Genomic DNA, 26,857 nt, shown 5'->3' with positions numbered 1-26,857 from the left:
AGAGGAGTTGGGCGCGTTGGCCAAGCCATCAAATCTGTCTCGCCAGCAAATCTGTCTCGCCAGCGAGACAGCCGCATCGGCTACCTTGCTCTCTCGTACGGACAAGCCCGTCGAAGCTTCGACCGCATCGTGTCGAATTCGGAAAAAGCAGCAGTCTCCTTGGTCATACGGTGGGACACATCCGGTCCTGGCCTGTCGATCAGCGACTCAGCCCGTTGTGTGCGGGGCACGAAGAAGGAATGAGTTCATGATCCCGTTGTCTTTCGCGCAGCGTCGGCTATGGTTTCTGCGCAAGCTCGAAGGCCCCTCGGCCACTTACAACATGCCTCTGGCCCTGCGGTTGACGGGGAAAGTCGACACGATCGCCCTGCGTTCGGCCCTGCATGACGTGATCGGTCGGCACGAGTCGCTGCGCACGGTGTTTCCCGAGGCGGACGGCGAGCCGCACCAGCTGGTCCTGGACCCGGCGGACGTCGATGTGCGCTGGGAGCACCGGCACGCGTCGCGCGAGGAGCTGCCCCTCGCCCTTGAGGAAGCCGCGCGCCACGCCTTCGACCTCTCCTCCGAAGTGCCCATCCGTGCCTGGCTGTTCGAGCAGGGCGAGGACGAGCACACACTGCTGCTCCTGATCCACCACATCGCCGGCGACGGATGGTCCATGGGCCCCCTCTCCAGGGACCTGATCGTCGCCTACTCCGCGCGCGCCACGCACACGGCGCCGCAGTGGCCCGAACTTCCGGTGCAGTACGTGGACTACACGCTGTGGCAGCGTGAACTGCTCGGCGACGAGTCCGACCCGGACTCCCTCCTCTCCCGGCAGGTCGCGTACTGGAAGCAGCAGTTGGCGGGCGCGCCCGCAACGGTGTCGTTCCCCACGGACCGGCCGCGCCCCGCCGTCGCGTCGTACAGCGGCAGTCGGCTGACCTTCCGGCTGGACACGGAACTTCACCGGCGGCTGGTGGCCCTCGCGTCCGCCACCGACAGCACGGTGTTCATGGTGCTGCAGACGGCCATGGCCGCGCTCCTGACGAGGCTGGGCTCCGGGAAGGACATCACTCTCGGCAGCGGCGTGGCAGGCCGTACCGACGCGGCACTCGACGACCTGGTCGGGTTCTTCGTGAACACCTTCGTGCTGCGCACCGACACCTCGGGCGACCCCACCGTCCGGGAACTCCTGGCGCGCGTACGCCGGGCGTGCCTGGACGCCTACGAACACCAGGACGTGCCGTTCGAGTATCTGGTGGAGCGCCTCAACCCGAGGCGTACGACCGCGCATCACCCCCTGTTCCAGGTCGCCATGGTCCTCCAGAACGCCCCGAGCGGACGTTTCGAACTCCCCGGCGTGCAGGTGGAGTCGGACGTGGTCAGCGCAGGAACGTCCCGCTTCGACATGCTGCTCTCGCTCGTCGAATCCCATGACCCGGCCACGGGCCCGGCCGGGATCGAAGTCGTCGTGGAGTACGCGACGGACCTGTTCGACCCGTCCTCGGTCGAGGGTTTCATGCGCCGTTGGACCCGGATGTTGGAGCAGGCCACGGCCAACCCCTCAGTGCGCGTGGGGCAGTTGGACCTGCTCGACGACGCCGAACGTGATCAATTGCTGACGGAGTGGAACCGCACCGCCGTCGACGTCCCGCAGGCGGACCTGGCCGGCCTCTTCGAGCAGCGCGTACGGTCGGCGCCCGACGCGCCGGCGGTGTCTGTCGTCGGCGGCGACCGCCTCTCGTACGCGGAACTGAACACCCGGGCGAACCGGCTGGCGCACTGGCTGATCGCGCGGGGAGTCGGCCCCGAGGACCTGGTGGGGGTGGTGCTGCCGCGGTCGCTGGAGATGGTGGTGGCCACGCTCGCGGTTCTCAAGGCGGGCGCCGCGCACGTGCCGGTGGACCCGGACTACCCGGCGCGGCGACGCGAGTTCATCCTCTCCGACGCGGCGCCCCGTGTCGTCCTGGACGAGGACGCCATGGCCCGCGACATGTCCGGCTTTCCCGCCACGGACCCCCGAATCGACGCCCCGAAGGACCGTCTGGCGTATGTGATCTACACGTCCGGCTCCACCGGCACGCCCAAGGGCGTCCTGGTGTCGCACCGCGGCATCGCGAGCCTGGCTCACGTGCAGGCGCGGCAGCTCGGGGTGAGCGCGGCCAGCCGCGTGCTGCAGTTCGCGTCGCCGAGTTTCGACGCGGCGGTGTGGGAGCTGGTGATGGCCTTCTCCTCCGGCGCCCTGTTGGTGGTGCCGGGCGCGGGACGGCTGGCGGGTGACGCGCTGGCCGCGGTGCTGGCCGACGAGGCCGTCACCCATGTGACGCTCCCCGCGTCCGTGCTGGGCGGGATCGCGCGCGGCCGTGAGGCGGGCCTGCCCTCACTGGAATGCCTCGTCCTGGCGGGCGAGGCCGTGCCTGCCGAGCTGGTGGCGCGGTGGTCGGCGACGGGCCGTCGGGTCGTGAACGCCTACGGGCCCACGGAGTCGACCGTCTGTGTGTCGATGGGCGAGGGCACCTCGCGCGGCGTCGTCCCGATCGGGCAGGCGGTGACGAACACCAGGATGTTCGTGCTCGACCCGGCACTTGAGCCGGTCCCGGTGGGTGTGGTGGGTGAGCTGTACGTGGCGGGAGCCGGTCTGGCACGGGGCTACGCGGGCCGTGCCGGCCTGACCGCCGAACGCTTCGTCGCCTGCCCGTTCGCCGCGGGTGAGCGCATGTACCGCACCGGCGACCTCGCACGGTGGCACGGCGACGGCCGACTGGAGTTCGTCGGACGCGCCGACGAACAAGTGAAGTTGCGCGGCTTCCGGGTCGAACCCGGTGAGGTGGAGGCCCTCCTGACACAGGATCCGGGCGTGCGCCAGGCAGCCGTGGTGCTGCGCGAGGACACACCCGGCGACCAGCGCCTGGTCGCCTATCTGGTGCCCGACCTGGAGACCGTCGCGGCGGATGAGCGGCGGGCCGGCGGGGACTCCCAGGTGGCGGAGTGGCAGGAGATCTATGACTCCGTCTACTCGGAGCCGAATCCGGCCGCGGCGGCGACCGGGGCTTCCGGGTCCGCGTTCGGCGAGGAATTCTCCGCGTTCGGCGAGGACCTCCCCGGGTTCGGCGAGGACTTCTCCGGCTGGGACAGCTCGTACTCCGGCGAGCCGATCGCGCTCGGCGAGATGCGGGCCTGGCGTGACGCGGCGGTCCAGCAGGTCCAGGACCTGGGCGCGGAACGCGTGTTGGAGATCGGCCTCGGCTCGGGCCTGCTCATGGCCCGCCTCGCCAAGACAGCACAGGAGTACTGGGGCACCGACCTGTCCGCCGCCGTCATCGACCGGCTGCGCGGCGAGGTGGAACGGGCCGGTCTGTCGGAACGGGTCCACCTGCGCTGCCAGGCGGCCGACTCCTTCGAAGGACTGCCGGTCGGGCACTTCGACACGGTGCTGATCAACTCGGTCATCCAGTACTTCCCCGACAGCGACTACCTCCTGCGCGTCATCGACCAGGCCCTGGCCGCCCTCGCACCCGGCGGCCGCGTCGTCATCGGCGACGTGCGGCACGCCGGAACGCTGCGCACCCTGCACGCCGCGGTCCACCAGGGGCAGGGCCCGACGGCTCGCGCGGTGGTGGACCGCGCGGTCATGCTCGAGAAGGAACTGGTCGTCGCCCCGGAGTTCTTCGATCACGTCGCGCGGCACGACGAGCGCGTCACGGCCGTCGACATCCAGCTCAAGCGAGGCACGTACCACAACGAACTCACCCGCCACCGCTACGAGGTCATCCTCCACACGGCGCCCTCGGCGACCGTGGACGTGGCAGGAGCGCCCCAGGCCCTCTGGACCCCGTCCACCGACCTGGCCGCCCTCTTCGGCACCGCCCGGCTCCCCCTGCGCGTCACGGGAATCCCGAACGCGCGCCTGGTGGCCGAGGTCGCCCTGGAGCGCAGGCTCGACGGGCTCGAGGCCCGAGCGCCGGAGACCGGCGTGGACCCCGAGGACCTGATCGCCCTGGGAGCCGAGCAGGGCCTGAGGGTGGTGACCACCTGGTCGCCCCTCTCCCCCGACCTCTTCGACGCCGTGGTCCTCCCGCCGGACAGCCGCCACGCCCTGCTGACCGGTGTGTACGTGCCGAGCGCCGCACGTGCTCCTCGGACGAACAACCCGGGCCTCGCGCGGGGCATCGGCACGCTCATGGAGTCGGCACGCCGTCGCCTGACCGAGCGACTGCCCGCGCACATGGTGCCGTCCGCGGTGATGGTCCTCGGCACGCTGCCCCTGACGGCCAACGGCAAGCTGGACCGCGGAGCGCTGCCCGTGCCGGACTACGCGGCGGCCGCGGACGGCCGTGCCCCGCGCACCCCGCAAGAAGAGGCGCTGCGCGGCATCTTCGCCCAGGTGCTGGGCGTGGAGACGGTCGGTGTCGACGACAGCTTCTTCGACCTCGGCGGCCACTCCCTGCTCGCCACCCGGCTCGTCAGCCGCATCCGGACCGTCCTCGGCACGGAGCTCTCGATCCGGGACGTCTTCGACAGCCCCACCGTCGCCCTCCTGGCGGAGCGGCTGGGGTTCGGCGCGGACGGGCGTGCCCCGCTCACCGCCGCGGTGCGCCCGGACCTCGTGCCGCTGTCGTTCGCCCAGCGCCGTCTGTGGTTCCTCCACAAGCTCCGGAGCCGTTCGACGGCGTACAACATGCCGCTGGCGCTCCGGCTCAGCGGCGAACTGGACGAGGACGCGCTGCGCGCCGCGCTCACCGATGTCATGGCCCGCCACGAGTCACTGCGCACGGTCTTCCCGGAGACCGACGGCGAGCCCCACCAGCTGGTGCTGGAGCCGACGGACGTCCTTCCCGCGTGGGAACGGCGGCAGGTTCCGCAATCGCGGCTGGCGCAGGCCCTCGACGAGGCGGCGGCCCACGTCTTCGATCTGTCCCGCGAGACTCCCGTGCGCCCCTGGCTCTTCCGCGTCGGCGCGAACGAGAACGTGCTGCTGCTCCTGCTGCACCACATCGCGGCCGACGGCTGGTCCATGGGCCCGCTGACCCGGGACATCGCCACGGCGTACACGGCCCGCGCCCGGGGCGCCGCGCCGCAGTGGTCCCCGCTGCCCGTCCAGTACGCCGACTTCGCCCTGTGGCAGCACGGCATCCTGGGCGACCACGCCGACCCGGACGGTCTGTACGGGCGCCAGGTGAACTACTGGCGCAAGGCACTGAGCGGTCTGCCCGAACAGCTCTCCCTGCCCGCCGACCGCGCCCGCCCCGCGGTCGCCTCCCACGCGGGAGGCACCGTGTCCATCGAGTGGGACGCCGCACTGCACCAGGGCCTGGTGGAGTTGGCGCGCCGGACGGACACGACGCTGTTCATGGTCCTGCAGGCGGGTCTGGCGGCGCTGCTCACACGGCTGGGCGCCGGCACGGACATCCCGGTGGGCTCGCCGGTGGCGGGACGGACCGACGACGCGCTCGACGACCTGGTCGGGTTCTTCGTCAACACGCTCGTGCTGCGCACCGACACCTCCGGCGACCCCACCTTCGAGGAGTTGCTCGGCCGCGTGCGCGACACGACGGTGGCGGCCTACGCCCACCAGGAGGTGCCGTTCGAGCACCTGGTCGAGCTGCTGAACCCGCGGCGCTCCACCGCCCACCACCCTCTCTTCCAGGTGATCCTGGGCTTCCAGAACGAGACGCGGACCGCCCTCGAACTGCCGGGCCTGACCGTCGGTGCGCAGGAGGCGGGGCTGTCCTCCGCCAAGGTCGACCTGGAGTTCGCGCTCGCGGAACGCCGGTCGGCCGACGGCAGCCCGGCGGGTGTCGAAGGCGTCCTGCAGTACAGCACCGACCTCTTCGACGCCGCCACCGCCGAGAAGCTCTGCTCCCGGCTCGCACGGCTGCTGGCGTCCGTCGTCGTGTCCCCCGACGGCGCCCTCAGCGGCATCGACCTCCTGCTGCCGGGAGAGCGGCACACCCTGCTCTCCGACTGGAACGTCGACGCGCAGGCCGCGCCCGAGGCGTCCGACGCCACGCTCCCCGAGCTGTTCGCGGCGCAGGCGGCCCGCACGCCCGACGCCCCCGCCCTCACCTTCGAGGGATCCACGCTCTCGTACGCCGAACTCGACGAGCGCGCCAACCGGCTCGCACGGCACTTGATCGCACGCGGAGCGGGTCCCGAGAAGTTCGTCGCGCTCGCGATACCGCGCTCGGCGGAGCAGGTCGTGGCGCTGCTGGCCGTGGTCAAGTCGGGGGCCGCGTACGTCCCGATCGACCCCGCGCAGCCGGCGGACCGCATCGCGTACATGCTCACGGACTGCGCGCCGGTCCTGCTGCTGACCGTCGAAGCCGTCACGGACCGCCTGCCGGAGTCCCCGGTGGAGCGGGTCCTGTTGGACGCGCCGGAAACAGCACGCGAGATCGGCGTCCTGCCCGCCTCCGGGATCAGCGACGCCGAGCGGCCCACCGCGCTCCTCGCGGACAGCCCCGCCTACGTCATCCACACCTCGGGCTCCACAGGCGAGCCCAAGGGGGTGCTCGTCCCCCACCGGAACGTCACCCGGCTCTTCACCTCGGCCGCGCGGCGGCTGTCCTTCGGTCCGGACGACGTGTGGACGGCGTTCCATTCCTACGCCTTCGACTTCTCGGTGTGGGAGGTGTGGGGCCCTCTGCTGCACGGCGGGCGCCTCGTCGTGGTGCCGCGGGCCGTGACCCGGTCGCCTGCCGACTTCCTGCGGCTGCTGGCCGAGGAACGGGTCACGGTGCTCAGCCAGACCCCGTCCGCGTTCTACGAGTTGATGCGGGCGGACGAGCAGGAGCCGGGGCACGCACCCTGGCACACGCTGCGGTACGTGGTCCTCGGCGGCGAAGCCCTCGACTTCGGGCAGCTCGGCAGCTGGTACGCGCGGCGTACCGGCGAGGCTCCGACTCTGGTCAACATGTACGGCATCACCGAGACGACGGTGCACGTCACCGAGTTGGCGCTGGATGCCGAGACGGTGTCCGCCCGGACGGCCGGCCTCATCGGACGCGCGCTTCCCGACCTTCGGGTGCACGTGCTCGACGACTCCCTGAACCTGCTGCCTCCGGGGGTGCCCGGTGAGATGTACGTGGCCGGACCGGGTCTGGCCCGCGGCTATCTGGGGCGTCCCGGTCTGACGTCGGAGCGGTTCGTGGCCGACCCGTTCGGCCCTGCGGGTTCCCGGATGTACCGCACGGGCGACATCGCCCGATGGACCGCCGAGGGGGTCCTGGAGTACGCGGGCCGCTCCGACGACCAGGTCAAGATCCGCGGGTTCCGCCTCGAACTCGGTGAGATACGGGCCGCCCTGGCGTCCCTGCCCGACGTCGCGCAGAGCGCGGTGGTGGTGCGTCGCGAACGCCCCGGAGACACGCGCCTGGTCGCCTACGTCGTCCCGGCCGGACCGTCGCCGGATCCGGCGGCGTTGCGCGCGAGCCTGGCCGAGCGCCTCCCCGAGTACATGGTGCCGTCCGCCGTGGTACCGCTGGACCGGCTGCCGCTGACGCCGAACGGGAAGCTGGACCACAAGGCGCTGCCCGCCCCCGCGTACGCCTCTGTCGCCGCTTCCCGCCCCCCGCGCACTCCGCGCGAGGAGGGTCTGTGCGCTCTCTTCGCCGAGGTGTTGGGCGTCCGGAGCGTCGGTGTCGACGACAGCTTCTTCGACCTCGGCGGTCACTCCCTCCTCGCCACCCGGCTCGTCAGCCGCATCCGCACGGAGCTCGGGGCGGAGGTCCCGATCGCCGCCGTGTTCGAGGCACCGACGGTCGCCGCTCTGGCGGCACGCCTCACCGACGAGGGCCCGGCGCGGCCCGCGCTGGTGCGCGTGGCACGCCGGGACGTGATGCCGTTGTCCTTCGCACAGCGCCGCCTGTGGTTCCTCCAGCAGCTGGAAGGCGGCTCGGCGTACAACGTGCCGATGGCACTCGGCCTCACGGGCGTGGTGGACGAAGAGGCGCTGCGCGCCGCCCTGCTCGACGTGCTGGCCCGCCACGAGTCGCTGCGCACCGTCTTCCCGCAGAGCGACGGAGAGCCGCACCAGAAGGTGCTGCGCGCCGATGACGCCCTCCTTGTCCTGGAGCGCCGCGCGCTCTCCCGCCCCGAACTCCAGGACGCGCTGGCGGAGGCGGCCCGCCACGAGTTCGACCTGGCCCGCGAAGTACCGCTGCGTGCCTGTCTCTTCCAGGTGGGCCCGCAGGACAGCGTGCTGCTGCTGTTGCTGCACCACGTCGCGGCCGACGGCTGGTCGATGGACCTCCTGACGCGGGACCTGGTGACCGCCTACACGGCGCGCGTCGACGGCGCTGCCCCGAACTGGCCCGAACTGCCCGTGCAGTACGCGGACTACACCCTGTGGCAGCGCGACATGCTGGGGGCGGAGGGCGACCCGGACAGCCTGTACGGCAGGCAGATCGCCTACTGGCGGGAGGCGTTGCACGGGCTGCCGGAGCAGATCCCCCTGCCCTCCGACCGCCCCAGGCCCGCCGTGGCCTCCCACGAAGGCGCCTCCGTGCACTTCGAGTTGGACGCCGAACTGCACCGGTGCGTGGTGGAGCTCGCCCGGCGGTCCGACACCACCGTCTTCATGGTGATGCAGGCGGCCCTCGCCGCGCTGCTGACCCGGCTCGGCTCGGGCACCGACATCCCGCTGGGTTCCCCGGTCGCGGGCCGCATGGACGACGCGCTCGACGACGTCGTCGGATTCTTCGTCAACACGCTGGTCCTGCGCACCGACACCTCCGGCAACCCCCGGTTCGAGGAGCTGCTGGGCCAGGTCAGGGAGACCGCCTCCGCCGCCTACGCCCACCAGGACGTGCCGTTCGAGCACCTGGTCGAGCTGCTGAACCCGCAGCGGTCCACCGCCCACCACCCCCTGTTCCAGGTGATCATCGCCTTCCAGAACCACGCGCGCGCCGACGGGACGGCGCAGCTGCCGGGTCTGCGGGTCGCCCGGCACGCGGCCGACCTCGAAGCGGCCAAGGCGGATCTGGAGCTGATCCTGGCCGAACGGCGGGCGGACGACGGTGCGCCTTCGGGTTTCGCCTGCCTTCTCCAGTACCGCACCGACCTCTTCGAACGCGGGACGGTGGAGCGGCTCGCGGGGGCGCTGCGCAGGCTCCTGCGCGTCGTGGTCGCCGAACCGCGCACCAGGCTGGGCGAGATCGACCTGCTCGGCGAGGGCGAGCGCGAGCGTGTGCTCGTGGAGTGGAACGCCCCGGCCGCCCCCGCGCGCTCCGTGACGGCGACTCTCCCCGAGCTGTTCGCGGCCCAGGTGGCACGGACTCCCGACCGCACCGCCGTCGTGGACGGTGAACTGTCGCTGACGTACCGGGAGTTGGCGCAGAAGGCGGATCGGCTTGCCGGACGGCTCGCGGCCCGGGGAGTCGGTCCGGAGAGCCGGGTCGCCCTGGCCATGGAGCGCTCGGCCGACCTGGTCACCGCGCTGCTCGCGGTGACGGCGGCCGGAGCCGCCTATGTGCCGCTCGACGAGCGGTGGCCCACCGAGCGTCGCGACGCGGTGCTGCGGGACACCGAGACGCGCCTCCTCCTGGTCGATCACGGCGCGGGCGGCACGCAGAGCCTCCCGGGCGTGCGGGAACTGGCCGTGCGCGAGGACGAGGACCACGAGGACGGCGCCGCGGACGGCTCTGTCGAGGGCCCGGCATCGGTGGACGGCCTCGCGTACGTGATGTTCACCTCCGGATCCGCGGGCACCCCCAAGGGCGTGGCCGTCACCCACCGCAACGTGGCATCGCTGGCCCTCGACAGCGGCTTCGCGGCCGACGCGGACCTGCGCTTCCTGATGCACTCCCCGCACGCCTTCGACGCGTCCACCCGCGAGGTGTGGGCGCCGCTCCTGAACGGCGGCACCGTGGTGGTGGCGCCCCCGGGCGAGCTGAGCGTCGCGGACCTGGAGCGGACCGTCCTGACGCACCGCGTCACCGGACTGTGGCTGACCGCCGGGCTGTTCCGGCTCGTGGTGGACGAGCGTCCGGGCCTCTTCGCGACGGTGCGGGAGGTGTACACCGGCGGCGACGTGGTGCCGTCCGCGAGCGTCCGGAGGCTGCTGGAGGCGTGCCCGGCGACGACGGTGATCGACGGCTACGGCCCGACAGAGACCACCGTCTTCGTCTCCTGCCACCGCATGACGGCCGCCGACGGGGTGCCGGACCAGGTGCCGGTCGGCAAGCCGCTGGACGGCGCCCGCGCGTACGTCCTGGACGCATGGCTGCGCCCCGTCCCCGCCGGTGTCGCGGGCGAACTGTACGTCGGCGGTTCGGGAGTGGCACGGGGCTACCTCGGCCGGCCGGGGCCGACGGGCGAGCGCTTCGTGGCGGACCCCTTCGGACCGGCCGGAGCCCGGATGTACCGCACCGGGGACGTCGTCCGGTGGCGGCCGGACGGTTCCGGCGCGCTGGAGTACCTGGGCCGCGCCGACGGCCAGGTGAAGGTGCGCGGCTTCCGCGTCGAGCCGGGAGAGATCGAGGCCCGGCTGACCGCGCTCCCCGGAGTGCGCCAGGCCGTCGTCGTCCTCCACGAGGACACCCCCGGCGATCAGCGTCTGACGGCGTACGTCGTCGGAGCCGAGCGCGAGGACGCACCCGGGTCCGGGACGCCGGACCCGATCGAAGGGGCGGACCTGCTGGCCCGCCTGACCGAGCAACTGCCCGAGTACATGGTGCCGTCGGCCGTGGTCGTGCTGGACCGGCTGCCGCTCACCGAGAACGGAAAGCTGGATCGGAGGGCCCTGCCCATGCCCGAGTACGCCACGGACTCCGGCGGCGACGCCCCGCGCACCGAGCGGCAGGAACTGCTCGGCGGACTCTTCGCCGACGTACTGGGGGTGGACCGGGTCGGGGCCGACGACAGCTTCTTCGACCTCGGCGGCCACTCGCTCCTCGCCACCAGCCTCGTCAGCCGCATCCGCACGGTGTTCGGCACCGAACTGCCGATCAAGGCGGTCTTCGAGGCGCCGACGGTGCGCGTGCTGGCCGAGCGCCTGGGCGACGGCGAACGGCGCCGCGCGCCCCTGGTCCCCGCCGAACGGCCGGGCATCGTGCCGCTGTCGTTCGCGCAGCGCCGCCTGTGGTTCCTGCACAAGCTCCATGGCCGGACGGCGACCTACAACATGCCGGTGGCGCTCCGGCTGACCGGGCCGGTGGACATCGACGCGTTGCGCGCCGCGCTGCTCGACGTCCTCGACCGGCACGAGTCGCTGCGCACGGTGTTCCCCGAGTTCGACGACGAACCGTTCCAGCTCGTCATGGACGCGCAGGACGCGGACCTCAGCTGGGAACGGCGCCCGGTGACGGAGGCGGAGCTGCCCGCCGCCCTGGAGGAGGCCGCCCGGTACGGATTCGAGCTGGCCGCCGAAGTCCCCGTGCGGGCCTGCTACTTCGACGTCGGACCCGACGACGGCGTCCTTCTGTTGCTGCTGCACCACATCGGCGGCGACGGCTGGTCGGTCAGCCCGCTCGTGCGTGACGTCCTCGCCGCGTACACCGCCCGCGCACAAGGCGAGGCCCCCTCGTGGGCCCCGCTGCCGGTCCAGTACGTCGACTACACGCTCTGGCAGCACGAACTGCTCGGCGACGAGCACGACCCGGACAGCATCTACCACAGCCAGGTCGGCTACTGGCGCGAGCAGTTGGCCGGTCTGCCGGAGCAGCTCAGCCTTCCCGTGGACCGGCCGCGTCCCGCCACTCCCTCGCACCTGGGCGACTCCGTGCGCCTGGAGTGGAGCGCGGAGCTGCACGAGCGGCTCCTGACACTGGCGCGGCGGACGAACACCACCCTCTTCATGGTGCTGCAGGCGGGGCTTTCCGCCCTGCTGACCCGGCTCGGCGCGGGCACCGACGTAGCCCTCGGCTCCTCCATCGCGGGCCGCCTCGACGATGCGCTGGACGACGTCGTGGGGTTCTTCGCCAACACGCTCGTCCTGCGCACCGACACCTCGGGCGACCCCGGCTTCGAGGAGCTGCTCGGGCGCGTGCGCGGCACGAATCTGGCCGCCTACGCGCACCAGGACGTGCCGTTCGACCACCTGGTGGAGCTCCTCAATCCGCCGCGCTCCGCCTCCCAGCACCCCTTCTTCCAGATCATGCTCGTCCTCCAGCCCGACCTCGCGTCGGAGTTCGACGTACCCGGCCTGCGGGTGGGCGCGGAGCAGGCGGACACCGAGACGGCCAAGTTCGATCTCGCCGCGCACCTGATGGAGCAGCACGACGAGGCGGGCCGGCCCGCCGGCATCTCCGGCGCGATGCGCTACGCCACGGACCTGTTCGACCGTTCGACGGTCGAGGGGCTGCTGGCGCGGTGGGTGCGGTTGCTGGAGCAGGTGGCCGCGGAGCCCTCGCTGCGCATCGGCCAGGTCGACCTGCTGGGCGACGCCGAGCGCGGCCGGATGCTGACCGTGTGGAACGACACGGCCGTCGAGGTGCCCGAGGCGACGCTGGCCGAGATGTTCGAGATCCAGGTGCGGCGAGCGCCCGACGCCGTGGCCCTGGTGTGCGGCGAAGACGTCCTTGCGTACGGCGAGTTGAACGCCCGCGCCAACCGCTGGGCCCACTGGCTGATGGCGCAGGGCGTGGGGCCCGAGGACCTGGTGGCCGTGGTGCTCCCGCGGTCGGTCGACATGGTGGTGGCCGCCCTCGCGGTGCTCAAGTCCGGCGGCGCCTACGTGCCCGTGGACCCGGACTACCCGGCCGAGCGCCGCGCTTTCGTCCTCGCCGACTCGGCGCCGGCCGTCGTCCTGGACGAGGACACGATGCGCCGCGACGTGTCCTCCTTCCCGGACACCGATCCCGAACCCGACGTCGAGCCGCGGCATCCCGCGTACGTCATCTACACCTCGGGTTCCACGGGCACCCCCAAGGGCGTCGTGGTGGAGCACCGGTCCGTGGTCAACTACCTCAACTGGTCGACCCACCACTACCCCGCGGCCCGTGGCGCCACCCTGGTGCCGACGTCCATGGCGTTCGACCTCACGGTCACCGGCCTCTACACCACGCTGACCGTGGGTGGGCGCGTCTACCTGTCGACTCTGCGGGACGCGCCGTCGAACAGGGCCGACGTCCCCGTGGCCCTGCTGAAGGCGACCCCCTCGCACCTGCCGATGCTGTCGGAGCTGCCGAAGGCGTGGTCGCCCGGCGAGATGCTGATCCTCGGCGGCGAGGCGCTGACCGGCGAGGCCGTCGCCCAGTGGCGCAAGGACCACAAGCGGGTCACGGTCGTCAACGCCTACGGACCGACCGAAACCACCGTCAACTGCACGGAGTTCCGCATCGGCCCCCGGGACGAGGTGCCGTCGGGGCCGGTCCCGATCGGCCGCCCCTTCTGGAACATGCGGGCCTACGTCCTCGACTCCCACCTCAACCTGGTGCCCACCGGCGCGGTCGGCGAGCTCTACATGTCCGGCGGGCAGCTGGCGCGGGGCTATCTGGGCCGTACGGGCCTCACGGCCGAGCGCTTCGTGGCGAATCCCTTCGAGCCGGGTGCCCGCATGTACCGCACCGGTGACCTGGCCCGCTGGCGCCCCGACGGCCAGCTGGAGTACGTCGGGCGCGCCGACGAGCAGGTCAAGATACGAGGCTTCCGCGTCGAGCCCGGCGAGATCGCCGCGGTCCTGCTCACCCACCCCGCGGTGGACCAGGCGGTCGTCGTGGCCCGGGAGACCGACGGAAGCGCCCAGCTGGTCGGCTACGTGGTGGCCGCGGCGGACGCGGGCGCGGACGGAGCCGCGGAGCGGGGCGGCGTGGACACCGCCGCGCTGCGCACCTACCTCGCGGGCCGCCTGCCCGAGCACATGGTGCCTGCCGCGGTGGTGGCGATCGACGCCGTGCCGCTGACGCCCAACGGCAAGGTGGACCGGCGGGCGCTGCCCGCCCCGGACTTCGGCACGGCGGGCGGGCGAGCGCCGCGTACGGCGCGGGAGGAGACGCTCTGCGCCCTGTTCGCCGAGGTCCTGCACCTGGAGCGGGTGAGCGTCGACGACAGCTTCTTCGACCTCGGCGGCCACTCACTCCTTGCGACCCGGCTGGTCAGCCTCATCCGCACGGAGCTGGGCGTCGAGATCCCCATCGGCGTGGTGTTCGACATCCCGACCGTCGCCGGGCTCGCGGCCCACCTGGACCTCGGCGGGGCGGCCCGTACCCCCTTGGTGCCCATGCCCCGTCCCGACGTGGTGCCGCTCTCCTTCGCGCAGCGCCGGCTGTGGGTCCTGGACCGCCTCGAAGGCCCAACGGCCGCCTACAACTGGCCCTTTGCCCTGCGGATGCCGCCGTCGCTGGACGTGGACGCGCTGCGGGCGGCGCTGGGGGATCTGGTGGAGCGGCACGAGCCGTTGCGCACGGTCTTCCCCGAAGTGGGCGGCGAGCCGCGCCAGGTGGTGCTCGCGCCGGCCGACGCCCCGCTGGACCTGCGGGTCGAGCGGGTGGCGCCGGACCGGCTGCACCAGGCCGTGCAGGCCGAGATCGGCCACCCGTTCTCCCTCGACAGCACACCGCCGGTCCGGGCGTCCCTGTTCGTCCCTGACGCGGAGTCCGGCGACGGCACGCCCGAAGGTCCCGTCCTGGTGGTCGTGATGCACCACACCGTCAGCGACGGCGCCTCACGGGCTCCCCTGATGAAGGACCTCGAGACGGCATACGAGGCACGGCTCGCGGGGACGGCCCCCACCTGGCAGCCGCTGCCCGTGCAGTACGCGGACTACGCGCTGTGGCAGCACGACCTCCTCGGCGGCACCGACGATCCGGACAGCGTGATGTCGCGGCAGTTGGCCTACTGGGAGGACGCCCTCGACGGCATCCCCTTCCAGATCGAACTGCCCACGGACCGGCCCCGGCCCACGGTGTCGAGCTACCGGGGCGACACCGTCTCCTTCGCCTTGGACGCCGAACTGCACGCCGCGCTGCGCGGCTTGGCGGCCGACTCCCGCTCGACCATGTTCATGGTGCTCCAGGCGGGCTTCGCCGCCCTGCTCAGCCGGCTCGGCGCCGGAGACGACATCCCTGTCGGCGTGCCCATCGCGGGCCGCACCGACGAGGCGCTCAACGACCTGGTCGGCTTCTTCGTCAACACCCTGGTGCTGCGGACCGACACCTCGGACGACCCCCGGTTCGACGAACTCCTCGTACGCGTCAGGGAGCGCTCGCTCGCGGCGTACGCCCACCAGGACCTGCCGTTCGAGTACCTGGTCGAGGCGCTGAACCCGGTGCGTACGCGGTCCGGCAACGCCCTCTTCCAGGTGATGTTCGCGCTGCAGAACACGGACATGCCGTCGCTCCGCCTCCACGACCGGGAAGTCGCCGACTATCCCCTGGAGCACGACAGCGCCAAGTTCGACCTCTCCTTGCACCTGGTCGAGATCGAGTCGGACGAGGGCGGGCCCGCCGGGATCGCCGGCGCCCTGGAGTACGCCACGGAGCTGTTCGACGCCTCCACGGTCGAGCGGATCGCCGCCCGGTACGAGCGGCTGCTGCGCGCCGTGGTGCTCGACCCGACCGCTCGGATCTCGGAGGCCGAACTGCTCTCCGCCGACGAACGGGTACGGGCTCTGGACGCGCCGAACACCGCCGCGTCCCCGTCGCCCGCCGCCACGCTCCACGCGCGCTTCGAGGCGCGGGCGGCACTGACGCCCGCGGCCGAGGCCGTGCGCGCCGGAGCGGAACAGCTCGACTACGCCGCCCTCAACGAGCGCGCCAACCGACTGGCCCGTCTGCTCACCGGCCGGGGCATCGGCGGCGAGGACGTCGTGGTCCTCGCGCTCCCCCGGTCGGTGGACCTGGCCGTCGCGATGCTGGCCGTCCTCAAGGCCGGTGCGGCGTTCCTCTGCGTCGATGCCGACGGCGACCGTCCCGGCGCCCCGGAAGGCTTCGGCGGTGCCGTGCCCGCCGGCCTCGTCACCACGGCGGAGATCCTGGGCGGCTTCACCGAGTTGCCGCCCGTCACCGTCTGCCTCGGCGCCGCCGGGACCGAGGCGGAGCTGGCGGCCCACGCGCCGCACGACCTCACCGACGCCGAACGCGCCGTGCCCGTTCGCCCCGACAGCGCGGCGTACATCGCGCGCACCTCGAAGAGCCGGACGGGCGTCGTGCTCTCCCACGCGAACGCGACCGAAGCCCTCGACGCGCTGCTCGCCCGCGTGCCGGTGGGCGAGGACGACCGCGTACTGACCGCCGCCGCGGCCGGTCACGGCACCGCGGCCCTGGAGCTCTTCGCCGCGCTCCTGTCGGGCGGCAGCGTGGTCGTCGCCCCGGCCGGGGTCCTTCACGACACGGTGGCCCTGAGCCGCCTCGTCGCGAACAGCGGCGCGACGGTCTTCGCGACGACGCCCTCCGTCCATCGCTCGCTCATGTCCACGCGCGGCGGTGACCGGGACCTCGCGCCCCTCTCCGGCCTTCGCCTGCTGATCGGTGGCGAGGCCGGGCACGCCCCACGGCGGGATGCGGTCGGTCTCTACGGCACGACGGAGACGACGGGTTGGGTGACCGCCGGTGCCATGGACCGGCCGACGCTCGGGACGCCGCTCGGCGACAGCCGGGTGTACGTGCTCGACTCCCGGCTGCGGCCGGTGCCGGACGGCGTCGTCGGCGAGCTGTACGTGGCAGGCCCGCTGCTGGGCCGCGGCTACCTCGACCGGCCGGGACTCACCGCCGCACGGTTCGTGGCGAACCCGTACGACGGCTACGGCAGCCGGATGTTCCGCACGGGCGACCTGGTGAAGTGGCGGGCCGGAGGCGGCCTCGAGTTCGTCCGCAGGGCCGACGAGCCCGTCACCGTGGGCGGAGTCCGCATGGACCTGCGCGGCATCGAGGCCGCCGTCGAGGCGGAGGACGACATCGCCGCCGCCGCGGTCCACGTGCGGGAGGACGGTGGTGTGCCGCGGGTGGTCGCCCACGTCGTGCCCGCCCGCCGCGGCCCTGGCGGCCCGGACGTCGCCGACCTGCGCGAGCGCCTGCGGCGACGGATGCCGGAGCATCTCGTACCGGCCGCGTTCGTGGCCGTCGAGACCCTGCCCCTGACCCCGGCGGGCAGGCTGGACCACGCGGCGCTCCCGGCCCCCGGCCACGCGGACCCCGATGCGGCGCGCGGGCCGAGGACACCGGAGGAGAAGACGCTGTGCGAGCTCTTCGCCGAGGCCCTCGGTGTGGAGCGGGTGAGCATCGACGACAGCTTCTTCGCCCTCGGAGGCCACTCCCTGTCGGCCATCCGCCTGCTGGTACGCGTACGCGGAGCGCTGGGCGTCGAGGTGCCGCTCGGGGCGCTGTTCGAGGACCCGACCGTCGCCGGTCTCGCCGCCCGGCTCGACGGGGGCCGGGCGGTGCGCCCGACGCCGACGCCGCGCCCCAGGCCCGAAGCGGTTCCGCTCTCCTTCGCCCAGCGGCGCCTGTGGTTCCTGCACAAGCTGGAGGGCCGCTCGGCCACGTACAACGTCCCGCTCGCGGTGCGCCTCACGGGCCCCGTCGACGAGGACGCCCTGCGGACGGCCCTCACCGACGTGATCACCCGTCACGAGGCGCTGCGCACGGTCTTCCCCGAGACCGAGGGGGAGCCCCGCCAGGAGGTACGGGACATCACCGAGGCCGACTTCGGCTGGCGGGTCCGCCGCACGGCCGAGTCGGAGCTGTCGCGGCGGCTGGCGAGCGCCGCCCGGTACGCGTTCGACCTGTCCTGCGAGATCCCGGTACGGGCCGAGCTGTGGCAGGTCGACGGTGCGGACGACGACGGTGCCGTCTCCTCGCGCGTCCTGATGGTCCTCATGCACCACATCGCGAGCGACGGCTGGTCGCTGCTGCGCTTCCTGCGCGATCTGTCCACGGCCTACGACGCCCGGCGCGGCGGCGGATCGCCCCAGTGGGCCGACCTGCCGGTGCAGTACGCCGACTACACGCTCTGGCAGCGGGACGTCCTCGGCGACGAGGAGGACCCCGCCAGCACGGCCGGGCAGCAGATCGCCCACTGGCGCACGGTGCTGGCGGGGGCGCCGGAGGAACTGCCCCTGCCGGTCGACCGGCCCCGGCCGGCGGAGCCGAGCTACGCGGGCGCGACCGTCCGGTTCGAGCTGCCCGCCGAGCTGCACCGCGCCGTTGTCTCCTTGGCGGCGGACTCCGACGCGAGCCCGGCCATGGTGCTCCAGACCGGCGTGGCGACGCTGCTGTCCAAACTGGGAGCCGGCGACGACATCGTCCTCGGTACGGACACGGCGGGCCGGGTCGACGAGGCCTTGGAGGACCTGATCGGGTTCTTCGTCAACATGCTGGTGCTGCGGACCGATCTCTCCGGAGACCCCACCTTCCGCGAACTGGTCCAGCGGGTGCGGGAGTCGAACGTTTCCGCGTACGAGCACCAGGACCTCCCCTTCGAGCGCCTGGTCGAGATCATCAATCCCCACCGGTCCGTCGCACGGCACCCGCTGTTCCAGGTGCTGGTGAGCTTCGGCGTCAGGGGCGGGAGCGCGGAGCAGGGCTCGGGGGACCTCGATGCCGAGTGGCTCCCCCTCGACACGGACACGGCCAAGTTCGACCTGGAGTTCTCCTTCAACGAGCGCCTCGCGGAGGACGGAACGCCGGACGGGGTCGCGTGCTCCCTGCGCTACGCCACCGAGCTCTTCGACCGCTCGACGGTGCTGGCCATCGCCGATCGCCTCGTCGCCCTGCTGAGCACGGCGCTGGCCGATCCCGCGCGGAAGGTCAGCGGCCTGGACGTGCTCACCGCCGAGGAGCACCGGGCCCTGGAGACGTACGCGGCGCAGGCCGGGCTCTCGGCGGACGGTGCCTCGGGCGGGGCGGCGACCGTGGTCGCGATGTTCGAGGAGCAGGCCGCGGCGACGCCCGATGAGACCGCCGTGGTCGCGGGCGACGCGTCGCTCACCTTCGCGCAGCTGAACGCGCGGGCCAACGCGCTGGCCCGGCGTCTGATCGGCCGGGGAGCCGCGCCGGGCCAGGTGGTCGCGCTCGCGGTGCCGCCGTCGGCGCGGGCCGTCGTCGGCCTGCTCGCGGTGCTCAAGACCGGCGCCGCCTACCTGGCGCTCGACGTCGCACCGGGACAGGACGGATGCCCGGAGGCCGCCGAGTCGGCCGCCGCGCTCCTGGTCGTCGCGGAGGCCGGCCTCTACGGCCCCGCCGGGGACGGCGTGAGCCGGTCGCCGCTGCCCGACGACACGCGGCCCGCCCGCACAGGCGCGGTCCACGGTGACGTGACCGACCAGGAGCGTTCGCGGCCCCTCCTGCCCGCTCACCCGGCGCAGGTCTTCGCGGAGTCCTCCGCCCGCCCCGTCCCGCACGCCGTGCTCGCCGGGCTGATCGCGGAGCACCGGCAGGACCTCTGCGAGCGCGCCGCGGGCGAAGCCGGCCGGCGCCTGCGGGCGGCGACGGCCCTGCCTCTCTCCACCGCCCACTCCTGGGATGTGCTGGCGGCTCTGGTCGCCGGTCACGAACTGCGGGTGCTGGACGCGCAGCAGCGGCAGAGCCCCGAGGAGACCGTGCGGGCCGTCCGGTCGGCGGGGGTCGACCTGCTGGGCTGCACGCCGCTCCAGGCCGAACAGCTGCTGTCCGCAGGGCTGTTGTCCGCGGGCGGACACCGGCCGACCACGGTGGTACTCTCCGGTGACCCGGTCGGCACCGCGTTGTGGCGGCGCCTTGCGGAGCAGCCGGGGGTCGAGACGTACGCGATCCACCGTCCCGCCGGACAGGGCGGAGCGGCGCTGGCCGCCCGTGTGCGGGACACCGAGGTACCCGTACTCGGCCGCCCGGTCGCCGGCACCCGGGCGTACGTGCTCGACACGGCAGGGCATCCTGCGGCGCCCGGCGTGACGGGCGAACTGCACGTGGCGTGCGGTCCGCACCGCGACGACGCGTCGGCCTGCGCCACAGGGGAGTTGGTGCGCCACCGCGCGGGCGAGCACGGCCTGGAGCTGGAGTTCGTCGCGCATGCCCGTGACTGCTCCCTCGCACGCGGGCCGCGCTGCGAACCGCGGAACACCGCGGACGTGCTGACCTCGCACCCGGCCGTGTCCGAGGCCGTCGTACTCGTACGGGAGGACGCGACCGGAGCCGAGGTCCTGACCGCCTACGTGGTGGCCGGGCGCACGGACGGGGAAACCGGCCAGGGGTCCGGGCACGAGCCCACCGCGCAGGCGCTGCGGTCGTACGTGGCCGAGCGGCTCTCGGAGAACCACGTCCCCGCGGCCGTGATCCCCCTGGACCGGCTCCCGCTCACCGCCCACGGCGAGCTGGACCGGAAGGCTCTCCCGGTGCCCCGCACCGTCGCGGCCGACGGCTTCGGCCAGGGGCCGCGGAATCCGGTCGAGGAACAGCTCTGCGCCCTCTTCCAGGAGGTCCTGAACGCGCCGCGGATCTCCGTGGACGACAACTTCTTCGAGCTGGGCGGTCACTCCCTCTCGGCGGTCAAGCTGCTCGTCAGGGTGCGTGCCGTGCTGGGCGTCGAACTCCCGGTCAGGGCCATGCTCGAGAACCCCACGGTGGCCGGTCTCGCGCGGCGCGTGGCAGGCGACTTCACCGGGAGCGCGCTGGCGGTCGTCCTGCCGCTCAGGGCCCATGGAGACCGCGCGCCGGTCTTCTGCGTCCACCCCGGCAGTGGCCTCGGCTGGACGTACTCCGGGCTGCTCCGCCACATCGACCAGGACACACCCGTCTACGCCGTGCAGGCGCGCGGCCTCACGGGTGACGAACCACTGGCGGAATCCGTCGAGGAGATGGCGGAGGACTACGTGGCCCGCATCACCGAAATCCGCCCCGAGGGGCCCTACCACCTCCTCGGCTACTCCTTCGGCGGCGTCGTCGCCCACAAGATGGCGGAAATCCTGGAGCGACGCGGGGATCGAGTCGGGCTTCTCACCCTGCTCGACTGCAATCCGACCCCCGACGTCACCAGGCAGGAAGTGGAGAACGCCCGGAGCAGGGCCCGGGTGACCGATGTGTACCGCGCCATGCTCGGCATCTTCGACATCGAGCTGAGCGACGAGGAGGCCGCGCGGCTCACCGACGAGACGACGGCTCGGCTGCTCGCCACGGAGAACACGGCACTTGCGGGCATCAGGGAGTCCGAGGCCCGGGCCATGATGCACGTGACGATCAACAACCTCCGTCTCGGCCTGGACGTGACGCACCGTCCCGTTGCCGCCTCGGCGCTGGTGTTCGCCGCGATCGACGACGAAACGGACCGCCGGCTCGAACCCGACGAGTGGAGTCCGTACGTCAAGGGCGCATTCGAATTCCGGGAAGTCGAGTGCAAGCACACCCACATGCTGAATCCCGAACCGCTCGACGAGATCGGGCCGGTCATCGCCGAGAAGCTGCGCATCTCGTTCCAGGACGGCCTGGATTGACCCGCTCCTTCGAGAGCACCATCAGCCGCCGATCAACGGAACTGGCACTTTCAGGAGAGTGAGCAAGAAGTTGGACACCAAGGCGTCTCCGTCGGACCCCTCCCAGAACGCTCCCGGCGAGGGTGAGCAGTCGAACCGCACGTACGAGCAGGTGCTGCGCGGTCTGATCGCCGAGGTCCTGAACGTGCCGGAGGTCGGTGCGCACGACGACCTCTTCGAGCTCGGTGGCCATTCACTGTCGGCGATCCGCCTGCTCGTCCGGATCCGCAGCGAGTTCGGCGTCACCCTGCAGATCAAGGAGATCTTCGAGGCACCCACCGCGGCCGCCCTCGCCGTGCTGCTCGGCGGCGGCTCGGACGGCACGGAGGCGGGCGCGGCCACGCTGGCGCCGGTGGCGCGCCCCGCCAGGGTGCCCCTCTCCTTCGCGCAGCGCCGGCTGTGGTTCCTGCACAAGCTGGAGGGCCGCTCCGCCACGTACAACGTGCCACTGGCGCTGCGCATGTCGGGCACGGTCGACGCCGCGGCACTGCACGCCGCTCTGTGCGACGTGGTAGCCCGGCACGAGTCGCTGCGCACGGTCTTCCCCGAGGTCGACGGGGAGCCGCACCAGCTCGTGCTGGAGCCGGCGCAGGCGGAGTTCCACTGGGAGCAGCAGCAGGTCTCCGGCCCCGACCTGCCGCGCGTGCTGCGTGCCGCGGCACGCCACGGCTTCGACCTGGCGACCGAAGTCCCCCTCCGCGCCCAGCTGTTCCACACGGGGCCGGGCGAGACCACGCTGCTGCTGTTGCTCCACCACATCGCGGCCGACGGCTGGTCGATGGCCCCGCTGGCCAGGGACGTCATGGAGTCCTATGCCGCACGCGCCGAGGGCCGCTCCCCGCGGTGGTCCGAACTCCCCGTCCAGTACGCGGACTACGCCCTGTGGCAGCGTGAGCGGCTGGGGGACGCGTCGGACCCCGCGAGCGCCTACGCGCGGCAGATCTCCTTCTGGCGGGAGACCCTGCGAGACCTCCCCTCCGAGGTCACCTTCCCCACCGACCGCCCCCGGCCCGCCGTGCCCACCTACGAGGGTGCCCGCCTGGACCTCGACATCGACGGTGAACTGCACCGGCGCATGGTGGAGTTGGCTCAGCAGTCGGGCAGCACCGTCTTCATGGTCCTGCAGGCAGGCATGGCAGCACTCCTGACCCGCCTCGGCGCCGGCACCGACATCCCCCTCGGCAGCGGCGTCGCCGGACGCACCGACGAAGCACTCGACGACCTCGTCGGCCTCTTCGTCAACACCTTCGTCCTACGCACCGACACCACCGGAAACCCCACCTTCCACCAACTCCTCCACCGCGTACGCGAAACAAGCCTCGCCGCCTACGCACACCAAGACATCCCCTTCGAACACCTCGTCGAACTCCTCAACCCCCACCGCACCACAAGCCACCACCCCCTCTTCCAGGTGGCGATGGTGCTGCAGAACGTCCCGCGGGAGGAGTTCCGCCTTCCGGAGCTCCAGGTGCGGAGCGAGTTCATCGGCACCGGCACCTCACGGTTCGACGTACTGGTCGAGATGTACGAGCGGCACGGGGAATCCGGTGACCCGGACGGCATCCGGGTCCATGCCGAGTTCTCGACGGATCTCTTCGACCGTGCGTCGGTCGAGGGTCTTCTGGCGCGCTGGGTCGGGTTGTTGGAACAGGCCGTGGCGGATCCGCTGGTGCCGGTCGGCCGGCTGGCGGTGGTGACCGGGGCCGAGCGCGAACAGCTCCTGGGGGCGTGGAGCGGTTCGGCCGTCGCGGTTCCGGACGCGGGCCCGGTCGAGCTGTTCGAACGATCGGTGCGAAGGTCCGCGGGATCGGTCGCCGTGGAGTGCGGCCACCGGTCGCTCACCTACGGGGAGTTGAACGGCCGGGCGAACCGTCTGGCGCGGTGGCTGGTGTCCCGCGGAGTGGGGCCGGAGCAGTTGGTGGGCGTCGTCCTGCCGCGTTCGGTCGAGATGGTGGTCGCGGTGCTCGCCGTGCTCAAGGCGCGGGGCGCGTTCGTTCCGGTGGACCCGGAGTATCCGGCGGAGCGCCGGGACTTCATGCTGGCGGACGCGGCTCCCGTGGTGGTGCTCGACGAGGCGGCCCTCGCCCAGGACCTGTCCGGATTCTCGGACGAGGACCTGGGCGAACAGACGGATCCGGGGTCTCCGGCGTATGTGATCTACACCTCGGGATCCACCGGGATTCCCAAGGGCGTGGTGGTCTCGCACCGGGGCGTGGCGAGTCTGGCGCACACCCAGACGGAGCGGCTCGGCGTGACCGCCGCGAGCCGTGTGCTGCAGTTCGCCTCGCCCAGTTTCGACGCGGCCGTGTGGGAGCTGGTGATGGCTTTCGCGAACGGCGCCGCGCTCGTCGTACCGGAGGACGCGCATCTGGCCGGAGAGGCCCTGCAAGGAACGCTTGAGGGCCGCCGCATCACACATGTGACGCTGCCGCCTTCGGTGCTCGGCACCCTGCCCGCGGGCGCGGAGTCCTCGTTGCCGCTCCTGGAGTCGGTGGTGCTGGCGGGCGAGGCCGTGCCGGCCGAGCTGGTGACGCGGTGGTCGGCGACGGGCCGTCAGGTCGTGAACGCCTACGGGCCGACGGAGTCGACCGTCTGCGTGTCGATGGGCGAAGGGGCCACGGGCACGGTGGTCCCCATTGGCCGGGCGGTGACCAACTCGCGGGTGTTCGTGCTGGATTCCGGTCTTGAGCCGGTCCCGGTGGGTGTGGTGGGTGAGCTGTACGTGGCGGGAGCCGGTCTGGCACGGGGCTACGCGGGCCGTGCCGGCCTGACCGCCGAACGCTTCGTCGCCTGCCCGTTCGCCGCGGGTGAGCGCATGTACCGCACCGGCGACCTCGCACGGTGGCACGGCGACGGCCGACTGGAGTTCGTCGGACGCGCCGACGACCAGGTGAAGTTGCGCGGCTTCCGCGTGGAACCGGGCGAGGTGGAAGCACTCCTGACCACCGGCACGGGGGTACGCCAAGCGGCTGTGGTGGTGCGCGAGGACACACTGGGCGACCAGCGTCTGGTGGCCTACGTGGTGCCGGATCCGGAGACGGCCGCGGCCTCGGCTCCGGATGCCCCGAGCGGCGAGGACGCCCAGGTGGCGGAGTGGCAGGAGCTCTACGACGCCGTGTACGCGGGGGCGGCGGGGTCTGCCTTCGGCGAGGACTTCTCCGGCTGGGACAGCACGTACACCGGTGAGCCGATCGCGCTGACGCAGATGCGGGACTGGCGCGACGCCGCCGTGCGACAGGTTCAGGACCTGGGCGCGGAACGCATTCTCGAAATCGGCGTGGGATCAGGCCTGTTGATGGCCCACCTCGCCAAGACAGCACAGGAGTACTGGGGCACCGACCTCTCCGCCGCCGTCATCGACCGACTCCGCGACGAGGTGGCACGGGCCGGCCTGTCGGAACGGGTCCACCTGCGCTGCCAGGCGGCCCACTCCTTCGAAGGACTGCCGGTCGGGCACTTCGACACCGTCCTGATCAACTCGGTCATCCAGTACTTCCCCGACAGCGACTACCTCTCGCGCGTCATCGACCAGGCCCTGACCGCCCTCGCACCCGGCGGCCGCATCGTCATCGGCGACGTCCGCAACGCCGGAACACTGCGCGCACTCCACTCCGCCGCCCACCACCACCGCGGCACAGCAACCCCCACCGTCATCGACCGCGCCGTGATGCTCGAAAAGGAACTGGTCGTCGCCCCCGAGTACTTCACCGACCTGGCCGCACACGACCAACGGATCAACGCGGTCGACATCCAGCTCAAACAAGGCGCCCACCACAACGAACTCACCCGCCACCGCTACGAAGTCATCCTCCACAAAAACACCCCCGACTCCCCCGACACGCTCGACACCCTCGACGTCGCCACCGCGAACCAACTCCCGTGGAACCCGGAAGCGGATCTGACCGAGCTCCTCCGCAGCGTGGACAAGCCCGTACGTGTGTCGGGGATCCCCAATGCGCGTCTGACGGCCGACATCACCGCGGAACGTCGACTCGACGGCCTCGACGAGCCGTCACCGACGACAGGCGTCGACCCCCACGACCTGACAGCACTCGGAACCGAACTCGGACTGCGGATCCTCACCACCTGGTCACCCCAGGCGGTGGAGCTCTTCGACGCCGTCGTCCTCCCGCCGGGCACCGACCATGCCGCGCTGTCCGGGACATACCTGCCGCACCCCGCGCCTGGCCCCCGGACGAACAGCCCTCGCACCGCGCGCGGCATCGGCGCGGTCGTGGAGGCGGCCCGCCGACGTCTGGTCGAGCACCTTCCCGAGTACATGGTGCCCTCGGCCGTCGTGGCTCTGGGCCGTCTGCCGCGCACTCCGAACGGGAAGCTCGACCGCGGAGCGCTGCCGATGCCCGACCACGCGGTCGGCGGCGACAGTCGCGGCCCGCGCACCGCCGAGGAACAGGTCCTGTGCACGCTCTTCGCTGAAGTCCTCGGCATCGACCGGGTCGGCATCGGCGACAGCTTCTTCGACCTCGGCGGCCACTCTCTCCTCGCCACCCGGCTCACCAGCCGTGTCCGCACTGTTCTCGGCGCCGAGCTCCAGGTCAGGGACGTCTTCGAGACGCCCACCGTGGCGGGGCTCGCACAGCGGGTGAACCAGGGAAGCCGCACCCGCGCGGCACTCACGGCGGTGGAGCGCCCGGACCTTGTCCCCCTCTCGTTCGCGCAGCGCCGCCTGTGGTTCCTGCACAAGCTGGAGGGCCGCTCGGCCACGTACAACATGCCCCTGGCCTTCCACTTGACGGGGTCCGTGGACTCTCGGGCGCTGCACAGCGCCCTGCGTGACGTCCTCGGTCGGCACGAGTCGCTGCGCACGGTCTTCCCGGAGGTCGACGGGCGGCCGTACCAGCGGGTGCTGGACGTCACGGACGCGGACTTCGGCTGGGAGCACCGCACGGTCGTCGAGTCGGAACTCGCACCGGCCCTGGAAGAGGCGGCCCGGCACGGCTTCGACCTCTCCGCCGAAGTGCCCGTGCGCGCCTGGCTCTTCGAGGTGAAGGACGGCGAGAGCGTCCTGTTGCTGTTGCTGCATCACATCGCGGCGGACGGCTGGTCGATGGGCCCGCTGGCCCGCGACGTGGTCACGGCCTACACCGCCCGGTCCCGGGCAGCCGCCCCGACGTGGGCGGAACTCCCCGTCCAGTACGCGGACTACACCCTGTGGCAGCGCGACCTCCTCGGAGAGGAGAGCGACCCCGACAGCCTCTTCCGGCGGCAGGTCGACTACTGGACGCGGCACCTGCACGGCATGCCGGAGCTGGTGAGCTTCCCCACCGACCGGGCGCGGCCCGCGGTCGCCTCGTACGAAGGGACGACCGTCAGGCTCACCGTGGACGGTGAACTGCACCGGCGCATGGTGGAGTTGGCGCAGCAGTCGGGCAGTACCGTCTTCATGGTCCTGCAGGCAGGCATGGCAGCACTCCTGACCCGCCTCGGCGCCGGCACCGACATCCCCCTCGGCAGCGGCGTCGCCGGACGCACCGA

At 72.3% G+C, this 26,857-nt stretch carries 2 protein-coding genes; both read left to right on the top strand.

Features of this window, described 5'->3' with window-relative positions:
* Window positions 1-247 precede the first annotated feature (247 nt).
* Entirely contained in the window at window positions 248-21,322 is a 21,075-nt protein-coding gene (locus ACZ4D5_RS32510) for a non-ribosomal peptide synthase/polyketide synthase (RefSeq protein ID WP_467776050.1), read from the top strand.
* Window positions 21,323-21,380: 58 nt separating this feature from the next.
* The coding region (locus ACZ4D5_RS32505; RefSeq protein WP_467776049.1) for an amino acid adenylation domain-containing protein at window positions 21,381-26,857 on the top strand (5,477 nt) is incomplete at its 3' end.

The organism is Streptomyces sp. NPDC025651 (assembly GCF_055558735.1).
This window is presented reverse-complemented; position numbering and strand designations above follow the sequence as displayed.

Coding starts and splice junctions, on each gene's coding strand:
- ACZ4D5_RS32510 (WP_467776050.1), top strand. CDS start 248: ATGATCCCGTTGTCTTTCGCGCAGCGTCGGCTATGGTTTCTGCGCAAG.